Source organism: Cysteiniphilum sp. 19S12-1 (assembly GCF_052030685.1).
Lineage (GTDB): Bacteria > Pseudomonadota > Gammaproteobacteria > Francisellales > Francisellaceae > Caedibacter.
Window position 1 is genome coordinate 64,759 of the sequence record NZ_JBQAJM010000002.1, and the last position, 17,475, is coordinate 82,233.

Consider the following 17,475-nt stretch of genomic DNA (forward strand, 5'->3'; position numbering starts at 1 on the left):
CTCCTTTTATCTATTTTACCGCTCTTAGTCTATTGTTTTAATGCTTGTTCAAATGCTGCAACATAGTCCTGTAGCTTCTTAATGCGTAACTTTGTATCCTGCTTACCCATCCAATCTGGATCATCATATAAACGGATTAATGCTTGTTCATCGTATAGATCAACACCACTCCATTCCTCTTGCCAATCAAGACTCGGCTTCATAACCACTGTATCTACCAATAGACTTTGTAACTCGCTTGCTTCCATCGCTTTAGATCGGCGTGTTATAAAAACGCCTGCACCTTTATCTTGAGCAAAGCGCTCAAATGAATCTTGATCAATTAATCTTCGCATCGCCTCCAAATGATTGACTTTAGTTGCCCTAGAGCTTTTTGAATCATCAAAAATATCTACATGCTCTGAGGTAACATACTCTTGATATGATTTGATATATAAATCATCGTACTCAGTATATAACATGCAAAACTCTTTAAATCGATAATCTGTAATAGTACAAAGTCTCTTACTCAACGTTGAGGCATCAATATCAGACTTCGCATCAAACACATAGGATGATTTGGCTATATAAGCCATCATTACCATAGCAATCGATAGTGTAATGGCGCTGGTATGCGCAGGTAAGGTCTTTTTAGGCAGAGGCACTTCATTCAGACTAATCAAATCCAGAAGTCTATCTGCTTCTTGCTTAACTAAAACATAAACTGCGGGCATACTTAACATACTTAGCGCTATTTTAAGCCTTACATCCCACTCCTTTGCTTGAGGGTCTGTAAAATTATTCCCCATAATATCGCTGACTTTTATTCGCTGAACAGGGACATATTTCTCCTCACCAAAGCGCGTTGTATTCCATTGAAAATTTCCTTTAGTTACAAATTTAGGTGATGACTGATCTTTTTTCTCATTATTCACAAATTTAAAAAAGCTTGCATGTCGCATATTACCCATGTCACCACTCTTGCTATCTTGAGTTGTAACTTTTTCTTTCTCTAAAATTTTAAACACCTGTAGAGACCGAGTATATATCTGGCTGTTGTATAGTTGATCTTTCAATCGTTTTACACTTTTTGCCGATACTTTTTGAATCTGCTGTTGCATTCTTTGCTGCAACTCAGGATCTTCTAGCTTAATTTTTAATTTGCTAAATGCTTGGTGGATGTCATTTTGAATATTAGCAACCATTAATTCAATCTGCTGAGAGATAAGCTCAAGATCAAATGAACTATCTTCTGCTATCGCTAACAAGCTTTTTTGCTCATGGTCAGATAACTTATGTTGGTGAGATAAAACAGCTTTTTTCATACTATCGGCGAAGTCACTTGCAAGAACTTCATTTTGACAAAGCAAATATAGAATATATATTAAGAAATACATAGCTCCTGGCATTTCTGCATCGTCATAACGAAAGTGCTGAATAAAATGGCTTAGGATATCATCATAATATTGTCCCTTATCATCTATTGCTGTCAAACTTAAAGAAAGAGGGTGAGATTTATAGTAAAATCCGTTCTCTAATGAGGCATATAAAAGCGCAGCGACAATCGCTTTTTTATCAACGACCTGATAACTTTTAAAACTATTGAATAATTGACTTACTTGCGCAATCTGAGTTTGCAATGATTCTCTTAAGGGATTTTGGTCTTCTGGCAAAAAATGCAACCATATAATGACTTTATCAAAATCTTGTATCTCATAACTCCCTTTACGCGCATGATGAGATGCCTCTAATAAACACCAATCTAAGGTACTATCTGACTGATATTTTTTTATAAATTGTTGATTTAAATCCAAAAACATTTCACTTGGAACAGGAAATGATTGTTCTTGTTTAGAGAGTAAATTTTGATGCCTATCATCTAAAAATGAATACATCAACTGCGCACTATCAACACTCGACAACAAAAACTCATCCGATGGAATGGGATGAGTGCTAAATAAACTCCAAGCACCACCTCTTAACATACTGTAAAAGAACATTTTTGTTTCTAATGGGTATTGTTTGGACTTTGAGTATTCAGATACTTTATCAAGTAATGCGCGCTTTTGTTTTTCAACACTATCTGTGATTTGATCTCTTTTTATAATCGCTGATTGCACAAAGGTATCATATTCAAATGTTTCCCCTTTGGCGTTATAAGGCACTGCTTGTACTTGTTGCTTTAAGAATTCATGGATATTACTAAGCAAGGTTAAATAGGCTTTTTGTTTAACTTCAACTTTCTGCCCATCTTTGAGGTAAACACTGGCTTTATCCAAATAGTCAACTGCCATCTGCCCATGTTTATACAGTGAATCCGATAAAATCATCATTTGCGGGCGCACACTGTTATAGACTTTCTTTAATCCACTTAACCAATAATGACTATTCACCGTGTCAGCATACTGCTCAAGCTCAGGTAATAACTGATAAGTAATAGCTTCTAACACTTGCGCGATACTTCGCTCATCTTCATAGAGTTTTTTTAAACTTCCTCTGAACTCCTCGTTATGAAAAATCATACTGCCATACTGTTTGATCATACTGCTTGCAGATCGCTTACCAATATCAAGTAAAACCAAACGTTCAAATAGCGACATCATTGTTGCGAGTATCAATGCCATTGTCGGCAGTAGTGCATCTTTTGCTGAAGCGGCGATGGCTTGTACGACCTTATTAACAGGATCACCTTCTAACATCTCATCAAGTGCTTTTTGTGAGAAACACTTTTGATAACGCTTTAAATATTCTTGAATTAATTTTTCTAAGCGCTCCTCAATTTTTTTATCTTTTGCCTTTTCCTCATCCTTTACATAAAGATGCTTGTTAATCGCCTGATTTGCCTTATCCATTGACTCACGCGCATAGTGTACAACAAAGGAATGTATGACCATGCTATAACTATAATCAAGCAGCAAATAAAAAGGTGTAACACCACTTATAGCTAATGATGATTGACTGACTGCACTGCGTTTTCTAAATAAGAATTGCAGCATAGGCATTTCAAGGGGGAAACAGCTGGCAATGACTTTTTCTAAATCATCGGCACTTTCCTTAAAGTGCTTCTGTACTTCTGCATGCTTTTCTTGCTTTAAAAGCGCTGCCACATCATCACCAAATCCTTTAGCATCGGCGTCTTCAGAAACCTCAATTGCCGCCTGCGTTAAAGGTGTATCTTGTTTGGCAGCAATTGCTTTAATCATTAGCACCTTATCAACCCACGCTTGAACAATTGGGATTTGTTCAGGGTCTTTCATTTTGCCAAATAATGCATCTAATTTTAATTCTAAACTGTCTATTTCAGTACACTCAAGATATGCCATCTCAGGCATTGTTTGCTGCTTGCTGCCAAATAATAATTGTGCAATCTCTTTTTCTGTTGTGAGATTTGTACCTGAGTAGCTAATGGCAACAATTTTATGTTTTACAGGTTCTGATTCTGCGACTTTTTCAAGTGTGATGTTTATTGTAGAGTTAATATAACTTTTATCCATTAAGTCTTTGAGTTTTCCATCAACAGCCGTTTTATCTTTAACCTCGGTAAAAAACGCATCATAATAAGTAAACATCTTAAGATATAAACTACCAATAAAGGTGTTTAACATGCTGCTATTGAGTGAAATATCATTATAGCTAAACATCAGACGTAAGATTGGGCGCACTAAATCAAAGTAATAATTCATCAGCGGCATCGATTCATGAATATGTTTGAGCATTGCCGTGGGTGCTGAAGTTTCTACTTTGTACAAGACACTTTGGAAATAGGACTGCGACAAGCGTGCTACTTCAAACGGTGGAATGGCTTTTTTAAATTTGCCACCTAAGTCAACACCACCCAACATCGTATGCCCAAAATTACCACCAAAGACTTTGAGTGTTTTATCATTAGGCTTCTCTTTGATCATTTGCTTGGATGCTTCAATGGCTGCTTTATTTTGCGCAATGAGCTTTTGCATCTGATCATAATGCCCTTTTTGTTCAGCAACATCGGTCACAAATGCTTTGACATTACCCATGCTTGAGGCGATATTGCTATAGGATTTTTTTGCCAAGAAACTGGCAATCCCTGCGGTAGGAGCTGCATTCATGTAGGATACTTCATTAACCTGTTTATCCCCTATGCGACTTAGCATGGTTGACATCTTCTGCATATGGATATTTTGACTTTCTTTAAGCACACTGACTAAATGTGAGGTAGCGTTTCTAAAAGATTCAGAGCGCTCTTGTAAATTTTGCTCTTGTTTTTGCTCTAATAATGGAATGGCGATTGAAGTAATATATTCATTTAAATGATCGATATGCGCATATAGGGTTGGATAGACTAAATTGCCATTTTGATACAAATAATGCGTCATATTGAGGATATTATAAAGATGATTGGTAATGATAAATAGCAAGACAATATCTAAGGATACAAAGGTATAAACCGTGCCACTTTTATTAACCATGGTTGAAATATCAGCATCGGTTTGCGCATCAGAGAGTTTCTTTGGGTCTAACGAGCTTGCCGTGTGCACTTGCAAAAAAGTAACTAAATCGGCAAAAACCATAATAAGATCACGCTTCACATCATCCAATTCAAAAAAGTTTGAACCATTATCAATGCGCCCACTTTTAGAGGCTACTGCCAGTTTATATGGCGCAATACCATCGGTTAAAAATACACGTTTGCCCGTGAGGTAACCCCATATTTTTTTGGATGTTTCACGTAAACCCCAGCTTTCAGCTAAGAATTTATGCGCCTCTTTTGAGTTTTCACTGCCAAATTGCATACGGCATTGCAAATCATGACTTTCAATCTTATTAACACTTCCCTTTAAGCCTTCACGAATCTCACCAATTTTATCATCAAAGAAATTAACATATTGCTGCACAATCTGCGGATCAACAACAATCAGTGACACATCTTCAACCTTGGTATTATCGTTAACATCTTCGATTGACGCATAGCTTTTATACGCTTCCTGTAAGACTTGATAGCCCAGTTTGGCAACCGGTGAAAAACTTGCAACTGAAAAAGGCATTCCAAACATCATCCATTATCCCTGTAGGTTAGTTACTCCAATACTCAAGTTAACAACTTAAGTAACAACAGCCATTACTTGCCATTTCCTAATAAATAATCTATCGATAAAGAAACAATCAGGTCAAGTCAATTTAAAGCATTTTTTGAAAATAAAAAAAACAAAATTTGTCTGATTCATTAAAATCGTCATGCAATCATGCATAGAATTCATATAAATCAAGAGATGAATGTTATTTTTTCAAAAAAACCTATTAAATCATTCAAAAAATAAATTTGCATTTTTTGCTTTTAACTGTTGACTAATCATAAATCAAGAGGTTACATTGATTTAGCCAAATAGCTAACCAGAAAATTGAATTTCTAGTGAAAATCCGAGTGCTGATAGGAAATATTCTCAGCATATAATCAACCATAAATGAATTAAAAAGGAACGGATAACATGGCTGTAAATAAGAAGCTTCCAAAATCAAGATTGATGATTCAATACGACACTCGCGTGAAAGGCGAGGCAAAGAAAAAAGAACTTCCATATCGCGTTCTCGTGATGGGCGATTTATCCAAAGGCAAATCAAAAGATGCCAAGCTTCCATTTGAAGATCGCGATGTCCGCATGATTAAAAATGGGCTTGATGCCACACTTAAAGATATGGAAATCACTGCAAATATGTGCGTTCCCAATAGCATCAACCCTGCGAAATCACCAATGATTGATATCAATTATAAATTCACATCAATGGCAGATTTTCAGCCTGATCGCATTGCCAAAAAAGTGCCTGAATTGAATGCACTTCTTCAATTAAAAGAAATGCTGTCTTCCTTTGAGAAAGACATTGATAACAATCGCACGTTGAAAAAAACCATTGACGGTATTTTTTCAGATAAACAAACACTTGAATCCTTGAAAAAAGAGATTCCCAATTTAGATCACTATAATCTTGCCAAAACTGATGATGGCACGATTGAAGGTGAAGTTGTCTCTGGCGAAGAAAACTCACAGCAAAACGGTTAAGGAGAACATGAAATGTCTGAAACAAGCACTGTAGAACAAAACGCCTTGACAAGCATTTTCTCAATGTTCGGTGGCTCACAAGAAGAGCAAAGCACCAGTATTGAAAAGATCAATGCCAATATTAAAGAAGACATCAATGCCGTTGCCAATATTGCGGATGACTATTACTCACGAAATATTGCCGCACTCGCACTGGTCTTGGCAAATAACGATGACATTGTCAATTACAATAAAATTTATGTTCAGCGTGCGATTGAGCGCATCAACCAAATTATCGAAGAGCAAGTGAATAGCATCTTATTGCACCCTGAGTTTCGCTATATTGAGAATCAATGGTTACAACTTAAAGAGGTGATGCAGCATGATTATGATAACATCGATGTTGCAATACTTGATGTTACCAAAGAAGAGCTACAATACGACTTTGAACGCAATCTGTATGATATCTCAAGCAGTGAACTATTTAAGAAAGTCTATGTTTCTGAATATGACCAATATGGTGGCGAGCCATATGGTTTATTGATGGGGCTATATGATTTTAAAAACAGCATGGATGATATCACTTGGCTAACTGGGATGGGTATGGTTGCTGAGAGCGCACACGCACCCTTTATCTCTGCGATTAACCCACAATTTTTTGGGGTTGATGACATTGCTGAGCTCAAACAGATCAAAAGTTTTGAAACATTACTTGAGCACCCACGCTATCGTGATTGGAATGCCTTTCGCAAAACCGACCAGGCGGCTTACGTCGGTCTATGTTTGGGTGACTTTATCTTACGTCAACCTTATCATCCAGTAAATAGTCCTGTAGCTGATAGCCGTATGAATAATTTTGTTGAGCAAGTTAACAATTATGAATCGAATGATACTTATCTGTGGGGAAGCTCATCTTTGCTATTTGCCAAAAATGTGATGCGTTCTTTTGCTGAAAGCGGTTGGTTCCAGTACATTAGAGGTCCTGAAAACGGTGGCTACATCAAAGAGCTCATTGCGCCAGTTTATAACATTCGTGGATTTGATGAGCAGCGTTCGGCTTTAAACATTTCACTGCCTGATTATATGGAGCTGTCATTAGCAAATATTGGTGTTATCCCTATTATTGAGGAAAAAGGCACAGCAAACGCCTGCTTCTTTAGCGTTAACTCAATCAAACGCGTTGAAGAATTTGTGGATGACTTTGATTCAATGAACTCGCAGTTGGTCGCTAACCTTTCCTACACTTTATGTATTTCACGCATTGCACATTATATTAAATGTGTTATCCGCGATAAAATCGGTAGTGTTACCAGTACTGAGATCATCCAAGAGCAATTATCAAAATGGCTTGGTCGCTATGTTACAACAGTTTTCCAACCAACTGCACTTGAGATGGCAAAATACCCATTTAGAGCTGCTGATATTCAGGTAACCCAGATTCCAGGCAAGGCAGGCTGGTATAAGTGCAATATCACGGTATTGCCGCATATTCAATTTGAAGGTATGGACACAACCTTAAAGATTGATACGCGTCTTGACCCAGGTCTTTTTGCCACAGCAGAAGCTGAAGGCGAAGGTGAATAATTACATTATTATTTTATGATATCCGCTCGTAGATCATTTTGCGAAGTTCAATTAGAACGTCGTTCGTTGTTGGTATACCAGCATTTCCCAACCACTAACCACTAATAAACAAGGAGTTTTAACATGGCAAGTATCGAACCTAAAGTAGCAAGATCCGTTGTCTTAGATGCCAAACCACTAAGCTTTAAGCTTGGCGAAGCTGACTTTGCAGGAAGTCACTCTAAACCACGTGTTTGGTTTGACTCATTAACGATCTTAGGGCAAAACATGGGCAAATTTTTATTTGCCATCGATGGCGGTCAAAACTTAAATGATGTGACAAGCCCAACGGCTGCTTGCAACCTAATCGAGTTTCATTTATCAGGTCCACAAATGAAAGCAAGTCTTGAAGTAACCATTGGTCTACCAATTAGTCCAAAAATGAAAACCACACTAGAAGGACTTATTTCTTCTGTTAAGAAATCGGAAGCAAAAGATACATCGATTAAATTTGGTAAAACCAATGCCTCTCAAGAGTACAAAAATGATGACAAATGGGATGTAATTACTGATCTTTCTGAGCTTGTTTTAGTCCCTGTTGAAAACGCAGCCTTTAATATCGATTTCCAACAATATGGCTTCCTAGGCGGCTCAACTGCCGCAGCTGATTACTATATTGTAACGATTACTGGGGTTATGGTTGACAAGGCAAACTTTTCCAAGGCAGCATTAGATGTTGTTCATGGTGAGAGTACTGAAAAAGGACAGTATGGCTTATTGAGTATTGATGAAGCGGCTTCTTCAGCTGGTTAATATACCGCCTAAAAACAATTAAAAAGGTAAAATATGGCAGCAAAAGTTCATTGGCAAGATGGTGCGTTATTAAGTGCTAAGTATTTCATTACACAAGATATGCTGGGACATCAATATGTCGCGCAAGCACTACAATTACCCTATCAAATGCAGTATGGCATACTTAGCTTAAAACTTGATAACAAGCTCCTTAGTGTGGGTGAGCTTAAGATTGATGAGCTTGCACTATACACGCAAGCCCGTTTATTCTTTGAACTTTCGTCACAACATAATGCCTTGCATCTTTCGCTAACGGATCATGATGATACCAAAGCATCTATTTTTGTGAATGTTACACATCAAACGCATATTGCTGATATTCCGACTTTACGCCCTTGTTTTCACTTGTCATTTGCAAGTGATCCAAGTGCTGTGCATAGTATCAAAATTTGCGAGCTGCACCTTAGCAGTGACGGTTGGCAAATTTCTGAGTTCACACCGCCACTTTTAAGCTGCAATAGCACAACTTTCCTGCCGACTTTACATCGGTTAGAGAAGATTCTTATTTCTCTTAAACACCTTATCCACCATTATCAGCACAAATCCCATTTATATCCATTATTAAGCTTAATGCTGTTTAAACTTGAGGATAAACTACAATCAATTACGCAACGCGCCATCCATTACCACCCCTTTGAGTTATATACCCTCTTAAAAGAGCTTTGTTTTTTACTACCTGATGAGCATCAAGTCTTCGAGAAAAACATATTACAGATGCCTTTTGAGTTTTACGCGCCGCATAAATGCTTTCTAAGTTTATTTAACACACTTGAGGCATTCTTAAACAAACCTATAAAGCAGCAGTTTATTGAGTTACAACTTGAGGGTGAATATTTCACAGCCTCACACTTAGCGAGTGATTTCCTTGCAGCGAAGCAATTCTTTTTGGTTGTTAAGAAGCCCAGTGTTGAGAGTGTTGATCTTAACCCCAAGTTCATTAAACTCTCAGCAATTTCACGCAATAAGCATATCAATCAAATGTCACTATCAGGTGTGCAACTAGAATACATGCCAGATAGTGGAATACATCAGTTAAATAATCCATTGCTATATAAAACCTATCGCCTAGCACCAGGACAAGAGTGGGATTATATTCTAAGCGAGAAAAACCTCATTTTCCAAGCCAATACTAAAAATGAGGCGTATCAGTTTTTTATTTACTACCGTTAATGTTCGATTATGATTAAGGCATTTATTGATCGCTACCATAAACTCAAACGCTTAGTTAATATTGCCGAGTTACTTGAGTTAATCCACTATTATAATATTAGCGCGCAACATGTCTGCTTTGTGGCAAATTTCTCAATCACCCCGAGCAATCATCTAATTGAAGATGTTTATGTCAGTGATCATGATATTTTTGTGATAATTAACCTCTCTAAACTCACTATTTTTGCGGGTCTTCAACATTACTACAGTCTTGCGGATAAAAATGATCAAATGCAGATTATTAATACGCTTAATCGTGGAACCTCCTTTCTACTACACCAATACTTTTATGGCTTATATCCAGAATTTAATCAGGTCTATGATAGTAGCTATCAAAACGGTCAAGTGCTTTATTACGAACATGATACCAACAGCTTATCAGTTGCTACACTTGTCACCAGCTTACAATATGAATTATCAGAGTATTGTGTAAGCTTCAGTGTGCAATCTGATCAATTTTTGCAAGCACTGAAATCCTACCATATCAACCAAAATAGTTACTTAAATGCCTGCTATTTACAAGGACTTAAAAGCACAACCAAAGCATTTCTTAAGATGGTCATTAGCGTCCCACGATTTAATCGGCATATTATCGAAAGTATTCAAAAAATAATTAGCAACAATCCTTATTTCCAAAAAATGCAACATCTCGTCACGATTGATTTAACGATTAAGCTCAATGAAGTCGATCATAAATCGTTTTTGCCTATTACTTGCGGCAAAGACACGCTTAACTCAATTTTCCGCACACAGCTCTGAAATCAACATAAACAAAAAAGGCCGCTTACGCGACCTTTTAAATAATGGCGTCCCCAAGGGGATTCGAACCCCTGTTACCGCCGTGAAAGGGCGGTGTCCTAGGCCTCTAGACGATGGGGACACTAGGAAACTTTCACTGATTTTCAGCGTACTGCCGAAAACTTCAGCGCATTCTAGTGAGCTTTATGGTTACTGTCAAGCACTATAGAAAAATATTTTATTAATTTTCAAACACAACCATAGTTTTACTGAAATCACGCATCCCCTTGTACATATGAAAAAGTAAAATCCCCTCATTTATGGGCTACCCATAATTGGGTCATTATACTCATTGAGGTAATCCGCCAATTTGGAACACAGTTTAGCATTTTTTGAGACTTTTTTAAGTCTCTAACTGTGCGGTCTAAAATATGTGTCATTTAGCACTTGTTGCTTTGGCTGTCGGTATTATCGTATTGATCTTGTCACCGTTATTAAAACGTATTTATAAGATATAATAGCTTCACCTTTATCAACATTTCTCTAGAAACCTTACACATTCATGCTCGCAATGACACCCTATGACTTGTCATCCTGAGCCAGGATGGCGTGAGGATCCAGTAGCGAAGCTGCCATGGATGGTTAGTGCCCCTCCTAAAGGTAGTGTCATTAGTTTGTGATGGGTATCAGCATCAATCGGATAGTTCAATATGTACGAAAATACTAATGGAATAATACGCTGTATAAAAACTTGGAAATTTTTGAGATGCCTGACGATGTCTTACTTTCACATGGCGAATGCCACACTATCATCAGCGCTAAGCTGTTTCACTTCTGAGTTCGGAATGGAATCAGGTGGTACCAACTTGCTATTATCGTCAGACGAAGGGTATTTTATATATTTTAAGCTAAATGTCTAGTAGTTTTTTTGATTAAGCGCGTTTTGCTTTGTAAATCGCCGTATATTTCTTAGTGATATACCACTGTTGCGCAATACTGATCACGTTGTTTGTCAACCAGTACAATACCAAGCCTGATGGGAATGATGCAAAGAATACTGTGAAAATCACCGGCATCAACATCATGATTTTTGCTTGCGTTGGATCGGCTGACGTCGGGCTGATTTTCTGCTGCACAAACATCGAGATACCCATCAAAATTGGCAAGATAAAATACGGATCTTTGGATGCCAAGTCATGAATCCAAAAGATAAATGGCGCCTGACGCAATTGCACACTTTCCAACAACACCCAGTAAAGCGCGATAAATACAGGAATCTGAATCAAGATCGGTAAACAACCGCTGGCTGGATTCACTTTTTCTTCTTTGTACATCTCCATCATCTTGCGCCCAAGCTTCTGGCGGTCACCCTTGTAAAGCTCTTGCAGTTTCTTCATACGCGGTTGCAACATACGCATTTTTGCCATTGACTTATAGCTTTTGGCAGACAATGGGTAAAACAATAATTTAATCAACACAGTGACTAATATAATGGATAGTCCCCAGTTGGCAACAACACCATGAATAATCGTCATCAACCAAAAGATAATCACTGAGATAAATGACAACATGCCATAATCAACCAGCTTATCCAAACCCTCTGGTTTATTAGCACCAAAGTCTTTAACAATCGCTTCAAGATTCTTGGTAATCGTAGGACCTGTATAAAGGATATTGGTATTCTCAACGCTTTGATCAGCATTTAACACAACAGGCTGTGTTTTAACCCCTGATTGATAGGTATTATCGGCAAGCTTATTGGCATAAACGCTAAAACTTGTGCCTGGGTTGTTTGGCACCCAAAGACTAACAAAATAATGCTGAATCATCGCCGCCCAACCTTTATTGGTTGAAACGTCTACTTTTTCATTGGACTTAGCCAAATCGGCAAATGACTCTTTCTGGAAGGTGCGCTGCGATGATGACAAACCAACACCTTGGAAAGAATAAGAATGCGCATCTAAAATACTAAAGCTATGACTCTCAGGTTTCACTTGACGTGTAATTTCATTATCAAAACTAACACTTAATGGCGCCTTAGTGGTATTTTTAACACTTTGCTTAAGTGTGATTTCATAAGTGGTATCGTTAATAATATACTGACGCGTAACATCTAAGCCTTGAACGCTTGCCTTCAAAGTCACGATCGTTTGATCATCTTTCTTAGCTGTGTGCTCTTGACCAAAAACAATACTTTGCGGTTGACCGTTAATGTAAATAACACTTTGGGCAATGTATTTGCTACCTGCTGTATTATTTAACATCGGCATCGGATTTTTATCCGTTAAGCTCACGTTATAATCTTTCAACGCGGCATTAATAATCGCACCATTTAATGGACTAATTTGCAAATCACTAAACACCGCTGTATTTAATGTAATAGGCTTTAGGTCTGTTTTATTAAAGTTCTGCTTAGTAACATCCGTCGTGTCACTTTGATCAGCCGCGTCACTCGCACTAACATCTTTGTTATCTTTTTGCACTGCTGTTGTTTGTGCTGGCGTATCAACTTTCGCTGGTTGCTTAGGCGCATACATCTCCTCCCAACGCGCCATCAACGACATAAAAATCACGACAATAAGCGCAATTAAGAATATTCTCACGTAGTTTGACTTCATTATACTTAACCTTTTTACCCTTTTTTAACCTTTTCTTTCGTTGGCACTGGATCGTAACCGCCTTTGCAAGCTGGGTGGCATTTTAGCAGTCTTTTTGTCATTAGCCAAAGCCCAAACACTAAACCATGCAATTTAATTGCTTCTAGTGCATATTGTGAACAAGTCGGATAGAAACGACAGCGAGGGCCAAGGTATGGACTAATTGCTATTTGATAAAAGCGAATGAGAACGATAAAAGGAAACGCAACAATTAAGCGTATTTTGCGAGAAACTCGTTGATAGAGTGCCACAATTCCTCCTTTGTCGCGCGTGCGGCATTGTGATTTGTAACAACGATCAACATCGTCTTTTCAAACAACGCTTTATGCTGGCGAAACATCTCTTTATTTAAGCGGCGACACAGATTGCGTTGCACGGCTCTTTTAACTTTTTTTTTGCCCGTAATGACACCAACACCTGAGTGCAGATCTTCACCTTTAGCAATCAAATAAGAAAAGTGTTTGGTATGAACTTTTTGACAGATACGCGAAAAGCCAAGTGAAAAACCCTTGGCATCTAAGATAAATTCTTTGGCTAAGCTATTAAGCGGCAAGCTTATGTCTGCCCTTAGCACGTCTGTTACGAATTACTTTCTGACCGCTTAGCGTCTTCATGCGTGCACGGAAACCGTGCGTTCTTTTTCTTTTTAAGTTACTTGGTTGAAACGTTCTTTTCATCGTATTATCCTCAGTTTGTATTTATAGTTATAAAGTTTACTGCAAATCTGCCAAATTTATGCAAGGCGCCGATTCTACGCCAAAAATAAATTTCGGTCAATTAAAATGCCCCGGCAATTTCAACCGCGCATTCTAGCGCAAAATATAGGCGCTGTCGATAACTATCCTTTGGTTATTTATGTGCGCGGCAGCGTGACACCTCTCTGCCCTTGGTATTTGCCACCGCGATCTTTGTAAGATGTCTCGCATACTTCATCAGATTGATAAAACAGCATCTGTGCGATCCCTTCATTGGCATAAATCTTAGCAGGCAATGGTGTGGTATTCGAAAATTCAAGTGTGACATGCCCTTCCCACTCAGGTTCTAAAGGTGTGACATTGACAATAATACCACAACGCGCGTAGGTTGATTTACCTAGACATACAACCAATGTATCACGCGGAATTTTAAAGTACTCAACCGTGCGTGCTAAAGCAAAGGAATTCGGTGGGATAATACAAACATCACCGACAAAATCAATAAAATTATTATGATCAAAGTCTTTCGGATCAACAATTGTTGAGTTGATATTGGTAAAGATCTTAAATTCATTAGCACATCTGACATCATAGCCATAGCTTGATGTACCAAATGATACGATCTTGCCTTCTTCATTATGACGCACTTGTCCAGCTTCAAATGGCGCAATCATTTCCTGCTCCATCGCCATTTTTTTAATCCACTTATCTGATTTAATGGACACTTTTTACTCCTTACTTATTTTCATTATTTTCATTATTTTTATTATTTGTATCGCTTTTACTATTGTCACTAAACTCAACTTTAACGCCCGGCATATTGATCATCATTGCTTTTGGCAATGTGGCAATGTTAGCGGCAAGCTTTAACGCAATCCGGTCATAAATTCCGGCAATTGGATTATCTTTTATCGCCGTTGGCTTGCCCTTATCAGCATCTTCTCTAATGGACATATCCAATGGCAAGGCACCTAAAAATGGCAAATCAAACTGTGACGCTAACGACTCCGCACCATGCGCGCCAAAGATCGCTGACTCGGCACCGCAATTTTGGCAAATGTGTACACTCATATTCTCAATAATACCTGCTACATGAATATCGAGCTTGTTAAACATCGCAATGGCACGCTTGGCATCAATTAAAGATAAATCTTGCGGTGTCGTTACTGTGATTGCTGCGGTTAATGGGATCTTCTTCGTCATCGTTAATTGAATATCACCGGTTCCTGGAGGTAAATCAATCAACAAATAATCAAGCTCGCCCCAGTTAGTATCATTTAGCAGTTGCATTAAAGCACCTGATACCATAGGACCGCGCCAAATAATTGCTGAATCTTGATCGATTAAATTACCCACTGAGATCATCTTAACGCCATGACGTAACAGTGGCTCGATTTTCTTTTTATCATTGGTTTTGGGATTATCAAAGCTGCCCATAATTAACGGTTGACTTGGTCCATAAATGTCCGCATCTAAGATGCCAACATTGGCACCCATTTTCTGCAATGAGATCGCTAGATTTGCTGTTGTCGTGGACTTACCCACTCCACCTTTACCTGAGGCAATCGCAATAATATTTTTAATACCTTTAATTGGCTTTAAACTAGGTTGTACTTTATGTGTATTGACATCGCATCGCACACTAAATTCAAAGGCTTGCGTGATATTTTGAGCATATAAATAATCACTTAATTGCGAAATGATATGATCAATTTGTGTCGCATTAAGATAAAAACCAAGGCGTAGTTGAATAGTGGCAACACCATCTTGTTCAATGACTTGCAAATCACGCAGAAAATCCTTGGCTGGAAGATCTAAAATTGTCTGACTATAAGCTTGTAGACTTTGTTTTAACATAAGTATAAATTGATGACTCCAAAGATTTAAACAGTCTAACCTTAAGATGTTTTATAGTCTACATTCTTTCAGGCACTTCTATCCCGAGTAGTCCCAAAACAAAAATTAATTGCTTCAAAGTTAACTGACACAAGGCAATTCTTGCCTCTTTTAATGCATGATTATCTTCATTAGCAATTGGTGATTCCGCATAGAACTTATTAAACTGCACGGCAACTTGATACGCATATTCACATAAATGATGTGGCTCACATTTATCATATGTTTTTTGCAAGACTTGCGGCAATTCGGTTAATTTCAACTGTAAATTACGCTCAGCATCATTACTTGCCTTGCCAATCTTGGCACTGGCATCCTCTAAACTGCGTCCAAGCTTACGCAAAATAGACTTAATACGCACTGCTGAATATAATAAGTAAGGGCCCGTTTTGCCCTCATACTGCGAGAATTTATCCAGATCAAAAACATAATCCGACGTATAAACATTCGATAAATCAGCAAACTTAACCGTAGCCAATGCCACTTTCTCAATAATATCCGCTTTCTCGACTTCAGTTAAGCTCTCTTGCTCACGCAAACTGGCACGTGATTTCGCTTCATCAATTAAAGTACTTAAACGCATCACCCCTCCTGAGCGCGTCTTAAATGGCTTACCATCTTTGCCATTTAACGTCCCAAAGCCAATATGTACAAGCTCAGTTTCTGGGGCAATACTTGATTTCTTAGCTGCTGCGAATACCTGTTTAAAATGCAGGCTTTGACGCTTATCAACCACATAGATAATCTTTTGTGCCTGATAGTCTTCAACGCGCTCTAAAATCGTTGCCAAATCCGTTGTGCCATACATTACCGCGCCATCGGACTTCACCAAAATCAATGGTGGCGTTTTGTCATCTTCATTTTTAGCGACAGGAATAATAATCGCACCTTGACTGTTTTCAGCAACTTTTTGCTTTAAGCAATCAGCAACCATTTGATCAATGATTGGTTGGACATCACTCTCGCCTTTCCATAAATCAAAATAAATTCCAAGGTCGCCATAATCTTTTTTAAGCTCAGCAATCGATACATCAACGAAGTGTTGCCACAGCGCACGATAGCCACGACGCCCTTTTTGTAGCTCAGCCGTTGCTAAACGTGCTTTTTCCATCTCATTAGCATCTTCTTTGCAACGTCCTGAAGCCCGTGGATAAATTTCAGATAATTCATCCACCGTCACTGGCGATTCTTTAGGATATTCTCCAGTATACTGCTCATCAAAATACGGCAAATCAGGATGCATTTTGCGAATCTCCTCGATCAACATACCCATTTGCGTGCCCCAATCCCCTAAATGCACATCACTTAACACGTCATCACCATAAAAGCGATAAACACGCTGTAAACAATCACCAATCAGCGGTGAGCGAATATGCCCAACATGCAAAGGTTTAGCGACATTAGGACCACCAAAATCCATCATCACTTTTAATGGATGAGTGGTTTTAGGACAACCTAGACGTGGATCTTCAAGCATGCTGTTTGACCAACTCGCCAAGAAATCATCATTTAAGGTGATATTAATAAATCCTGGCATCACCGCTTTAACATCACTAAACACCTTATCATTCTGCATTTGAGTGACAATATCATCAGCAATTTGAATTGGTGCTTTTTTAAGAATTTTAGCCAAAGGCATGGCGCCATTACATTGAAACTGCCCAAGTTCAGGACGCGCTGATAATTGCACTTTGGCAAAACGACTATCAAAACCTAAAACATCAAAGGCTTGTACAAATAAATCAGTTAAGTAATTCTCTAAAATAGCAGTGTGATTCGCCGTAGCTGTCATTATCTAAAACTCATTATGATAATTTTGAAAGCCTGATTATATACCGATAACCATTTGTTTTACAGATTTTCTTGTATGTC

13 protein-coding genes, 1 tRNA gene and 1 rRNA gene are annotated in these 17,475 nt (G+C 38.2%); 5 read left to right on the plus strand and 10 right to left on the minus strand.

The features are described 5' to 3' along the window. Positions 1-29: 29 nt before the first annotated feature. On the minus strand, positions 30-5,015 hold the full coding sequence (locus ACTS4L_RS01020) for a hypothetical protein (RefSeq protein ID WP_440616023.1): 4,986 nt from the start codon (positions 5,013-5,015) through the stop codon (positions 30-32). A 429-nt stretch (positions 5,016-5,444) separates the two neighbouring features. Between ACTS4L_RS01020 and tssB the strand changes: the two genes are divergently transcribed. The 5 genes from tssB to iglJ all read left to right on the plus strand — a co-directional run bounded on the left by tssB (position 5,445) and on the right by iglJ (position 10,376). Continuing rightward, positions 5,445-6,014 (plus strand): type VI secretion system contractile sheath small subunit, encoded by a 570-nt coding sequence (gene tssB, locus ACTS4L_RS01025; RefSeq protein WP_440616025.1) that lies wholly within the window; start codon positions 5,445-5,447, stop codon positions 6,012-6,014. Between the two features lie 12 nt (positions 6,015-6,026). After that, on the plus strand, positions 6,027-7,577 hold the full coding sequence (tssC, locus tag ACTS4L_RS01030; protein ID WP_440651614.1) for a type VI secretion system contractile sheath large subunit: 1,551 nt from the start codon (positions 6,027-6,029) through the stop codon (positions 7,575-7,577). 123 nt (positions 7,578-7,700) lie between these two features. Continuing rightward, positions 7,701-8,369, plus strand: a complete 669-nt coding sequence (iglC, locus tag ACTS4L_RS01035) for a type VI secretion system tube protein IglC (protein ID WP_440616027.1) — start codon at positions 7,701-7,703, stop codon at positions 8,367-8,369. Positions 8,370-8,402: 33 nt separating this feature from the next. Further along, entirely contained in the window at positions 8,403-9,578 is a 1,176-nt protein-coding gene (gene tssK / locus ACTS4L_RS01040) for a type VI secretion system baseplate subunit TssK (RefSeq protein ID WP_440651616.1), read from the plus strand. Positions 9,579-9,587: 9 nt separating this feature from the next. Beyond that, the gene (gene iglJ, locus ACTS4L_RS01045) at positions 9,588-10,376 is read left to right on the plus strand and encodes a type VI secretion system baseplate protein IglJ (protein ID WP_440616137.1); all 789 of its coding nucleotides are present in this window, start codon (positions 9,588-9,590) and stop codon (positions 10,374-10,376) included. A gap of 45 nt (positions 10,377-10,421) precedes the next feature. Here iglJ and ACTS4L_RS01050 read toward each other — a convergent pair. From ACTS4L_RS01050 to argS, 9 genes are all read right to left on the minus strand, one after another. Further along, positions 10,422-10,497 (minus strand) — tRNA-Glu (locus ACTS4L_RS01050). A 626-nt stretch (positions 10,498-11,123) separates the two neighbouring features. Continuing rightward, a 5S ribosomal RNA gene (gene rrf / locus ACTS4L_RS01055) occupies positions 11,124-11,238 on the minus strand. 49 nt (positions 11,239-11,287) lie between these two features. Further along, complete coding sequence (gene yidC / locus ACTS4L_RS01060; RefSeq protein WP_440616139.1) at positions 11,288-12,973, minus strand: membrane protein insertase YidC; 1,686 nt, start codon at positions 12,971-12,973, stop codon at positions 11,288-11,290. A gap of 14 nt (positions 12,974-12,987) precedes the next feature. Further along, positions 12,988-13,263, minus strand: a complete 276-nt coding sequence (gene yidD / locus ACTS4L_RS01065; RefSeq protein WP_440616141.1) for a membrane protein insertion efficiency factor YidD — start codon at positions 13,261-13,263, stop codon at positions 12,988-12,990. Next, the gene (gene rnpA, locus ACTS4L_RS01070; protein ID WP_151192564.1) at positions 13,224-13,565 is read right to left on the minus strand and encodes a ribonuclease P protein component; all 342 of its coding nucleotides are present in this window, start codon (positions 13,563-13,565) and stop codon (positions 13,224-13,226) included. The genes yidD and rnpA overlap by 40 nt, the downstream gene beginning before the upstream one ends. Then, entirely contained in the window at positions 13,555-13,689 is a 135-nt protein-coding gene (gene rpmH / locus ACTS4L_RS01075; RefSeq protein WP_100550565.1) for a 50S ribosomal protein L34, read from the minus strand. The genes rnpA and rpmH overlap by 11 nt, the downstream gene beginning before the upstream one ends. 176 nt (positions 13,690-13,865) lie before the next feature. After that, complete coding sequence (gene dcd / locus ACTS4L_RS01080; protein ID WP_440616143.1) at positions 13,866-14,432, minus strand: dCTP deaminase; 567 nt, start codon at positions 14,430-14,432, stop codon at positions 13,866-13,868. A 10-nt stretch (positions 14,433-14,442) separates the two neighbouring features. Next, positions 14,443-15,564, minus strand: a complete 1,122-nt coding sequence (apbC, locus tag ACTS4L_RS01085) for an iron-sulfur cluster carrier protein ApbC (RefSeq protein ID WP_440616144.1) — start codon at positions 15,562-15,564, stop codon at positions 14,443-14,445. A 58-nt stretch (positions 15,565-15,622) separates the two neighbouring features. Further along, entirely contained in the window at positions 15,623-17,395 is a 1,773-nt protein-coding gene (gene argS / locus ACTS4L_RS01090) for an arginine--tRNA ligase (protein WP_440616146.1), read from the minus strand. Positions 17,396-17,475: the final 80 nt, after the last annotated feature.

What these genes read in the sequence shown, in the direction of transcription:
- ACTS4L_RS01020 (WP_440616023.1), bottom strand. Translation starts at nt 5,015, where the DNA reads ATGATGTTTGGAATGCCTTTTTCAGTTGCAAGTTTTTCACCGGTTGCC.
- tssB (WP_440616025.1), top strand. Translation starts at nt 5,445, where the DNA reads ATGGCTGTAAATAAGAAGCTTCCAAAATCAAGATTGATGATTCAATAC.
- tssC (WP_440651614.1), top strand. Translation starts at nt 6,027, where the DNA reads ATGTCTGAAACAAGCACTGTAGAACAAAACGCCTTGACAAGCATTTTC.
- iglC (WP_440616027.1), top strand. Translation starts at nt 7,701, where the DNA reads ATGGCAAGTATCGAACCTAAAGTAGCAAGATCCGTTGTCTTAGATGCC.
- tssK (WP_440651616.1), top strand. Translation starts at nt 8,403, where the DNA reads ATGGCAGCAAAAGTTCATTGGCAAGATGGTGCGTTATTAAGTGCTAAG.
- iglJ (WP_440616137.1), top strand. Translation starts at nt 9,588, where the DNA reads ATGATTAAGGCATTTATTGATCGCTACCATAAACTCAAACGCTTAGTT.
- yidC (WP_440616139.1), bottom strand. Translation starts at nt 12,973, where the DNA reads ATGAAGTCAAACTACGTGAGAATATTCTTAATTGCGCTTATTGTCGTG.
- rpmH (WP_100550565.1), bottom strand. Translation starts at nt 13,689, where the DNA reads ATGAAAAGAACGTTTCAACCAAGTAACTTAAAAAGAAAAAGAACGCAC.
- apbC (WP_440616144.1), bottom strand. Translation starts at nt 15,564, where the DNA reads ATGTTAAAACAAAGTCTACAAGCTTATAGTCAGACAATTTTAGATCTT.
- argS (WP_440616146.1), bottom strand. Translation starts at nt 17,395, where the DNA reads ATGACAGCTACGGCGAATCACACTGCTATTTTAGAGAATTACTTAACT.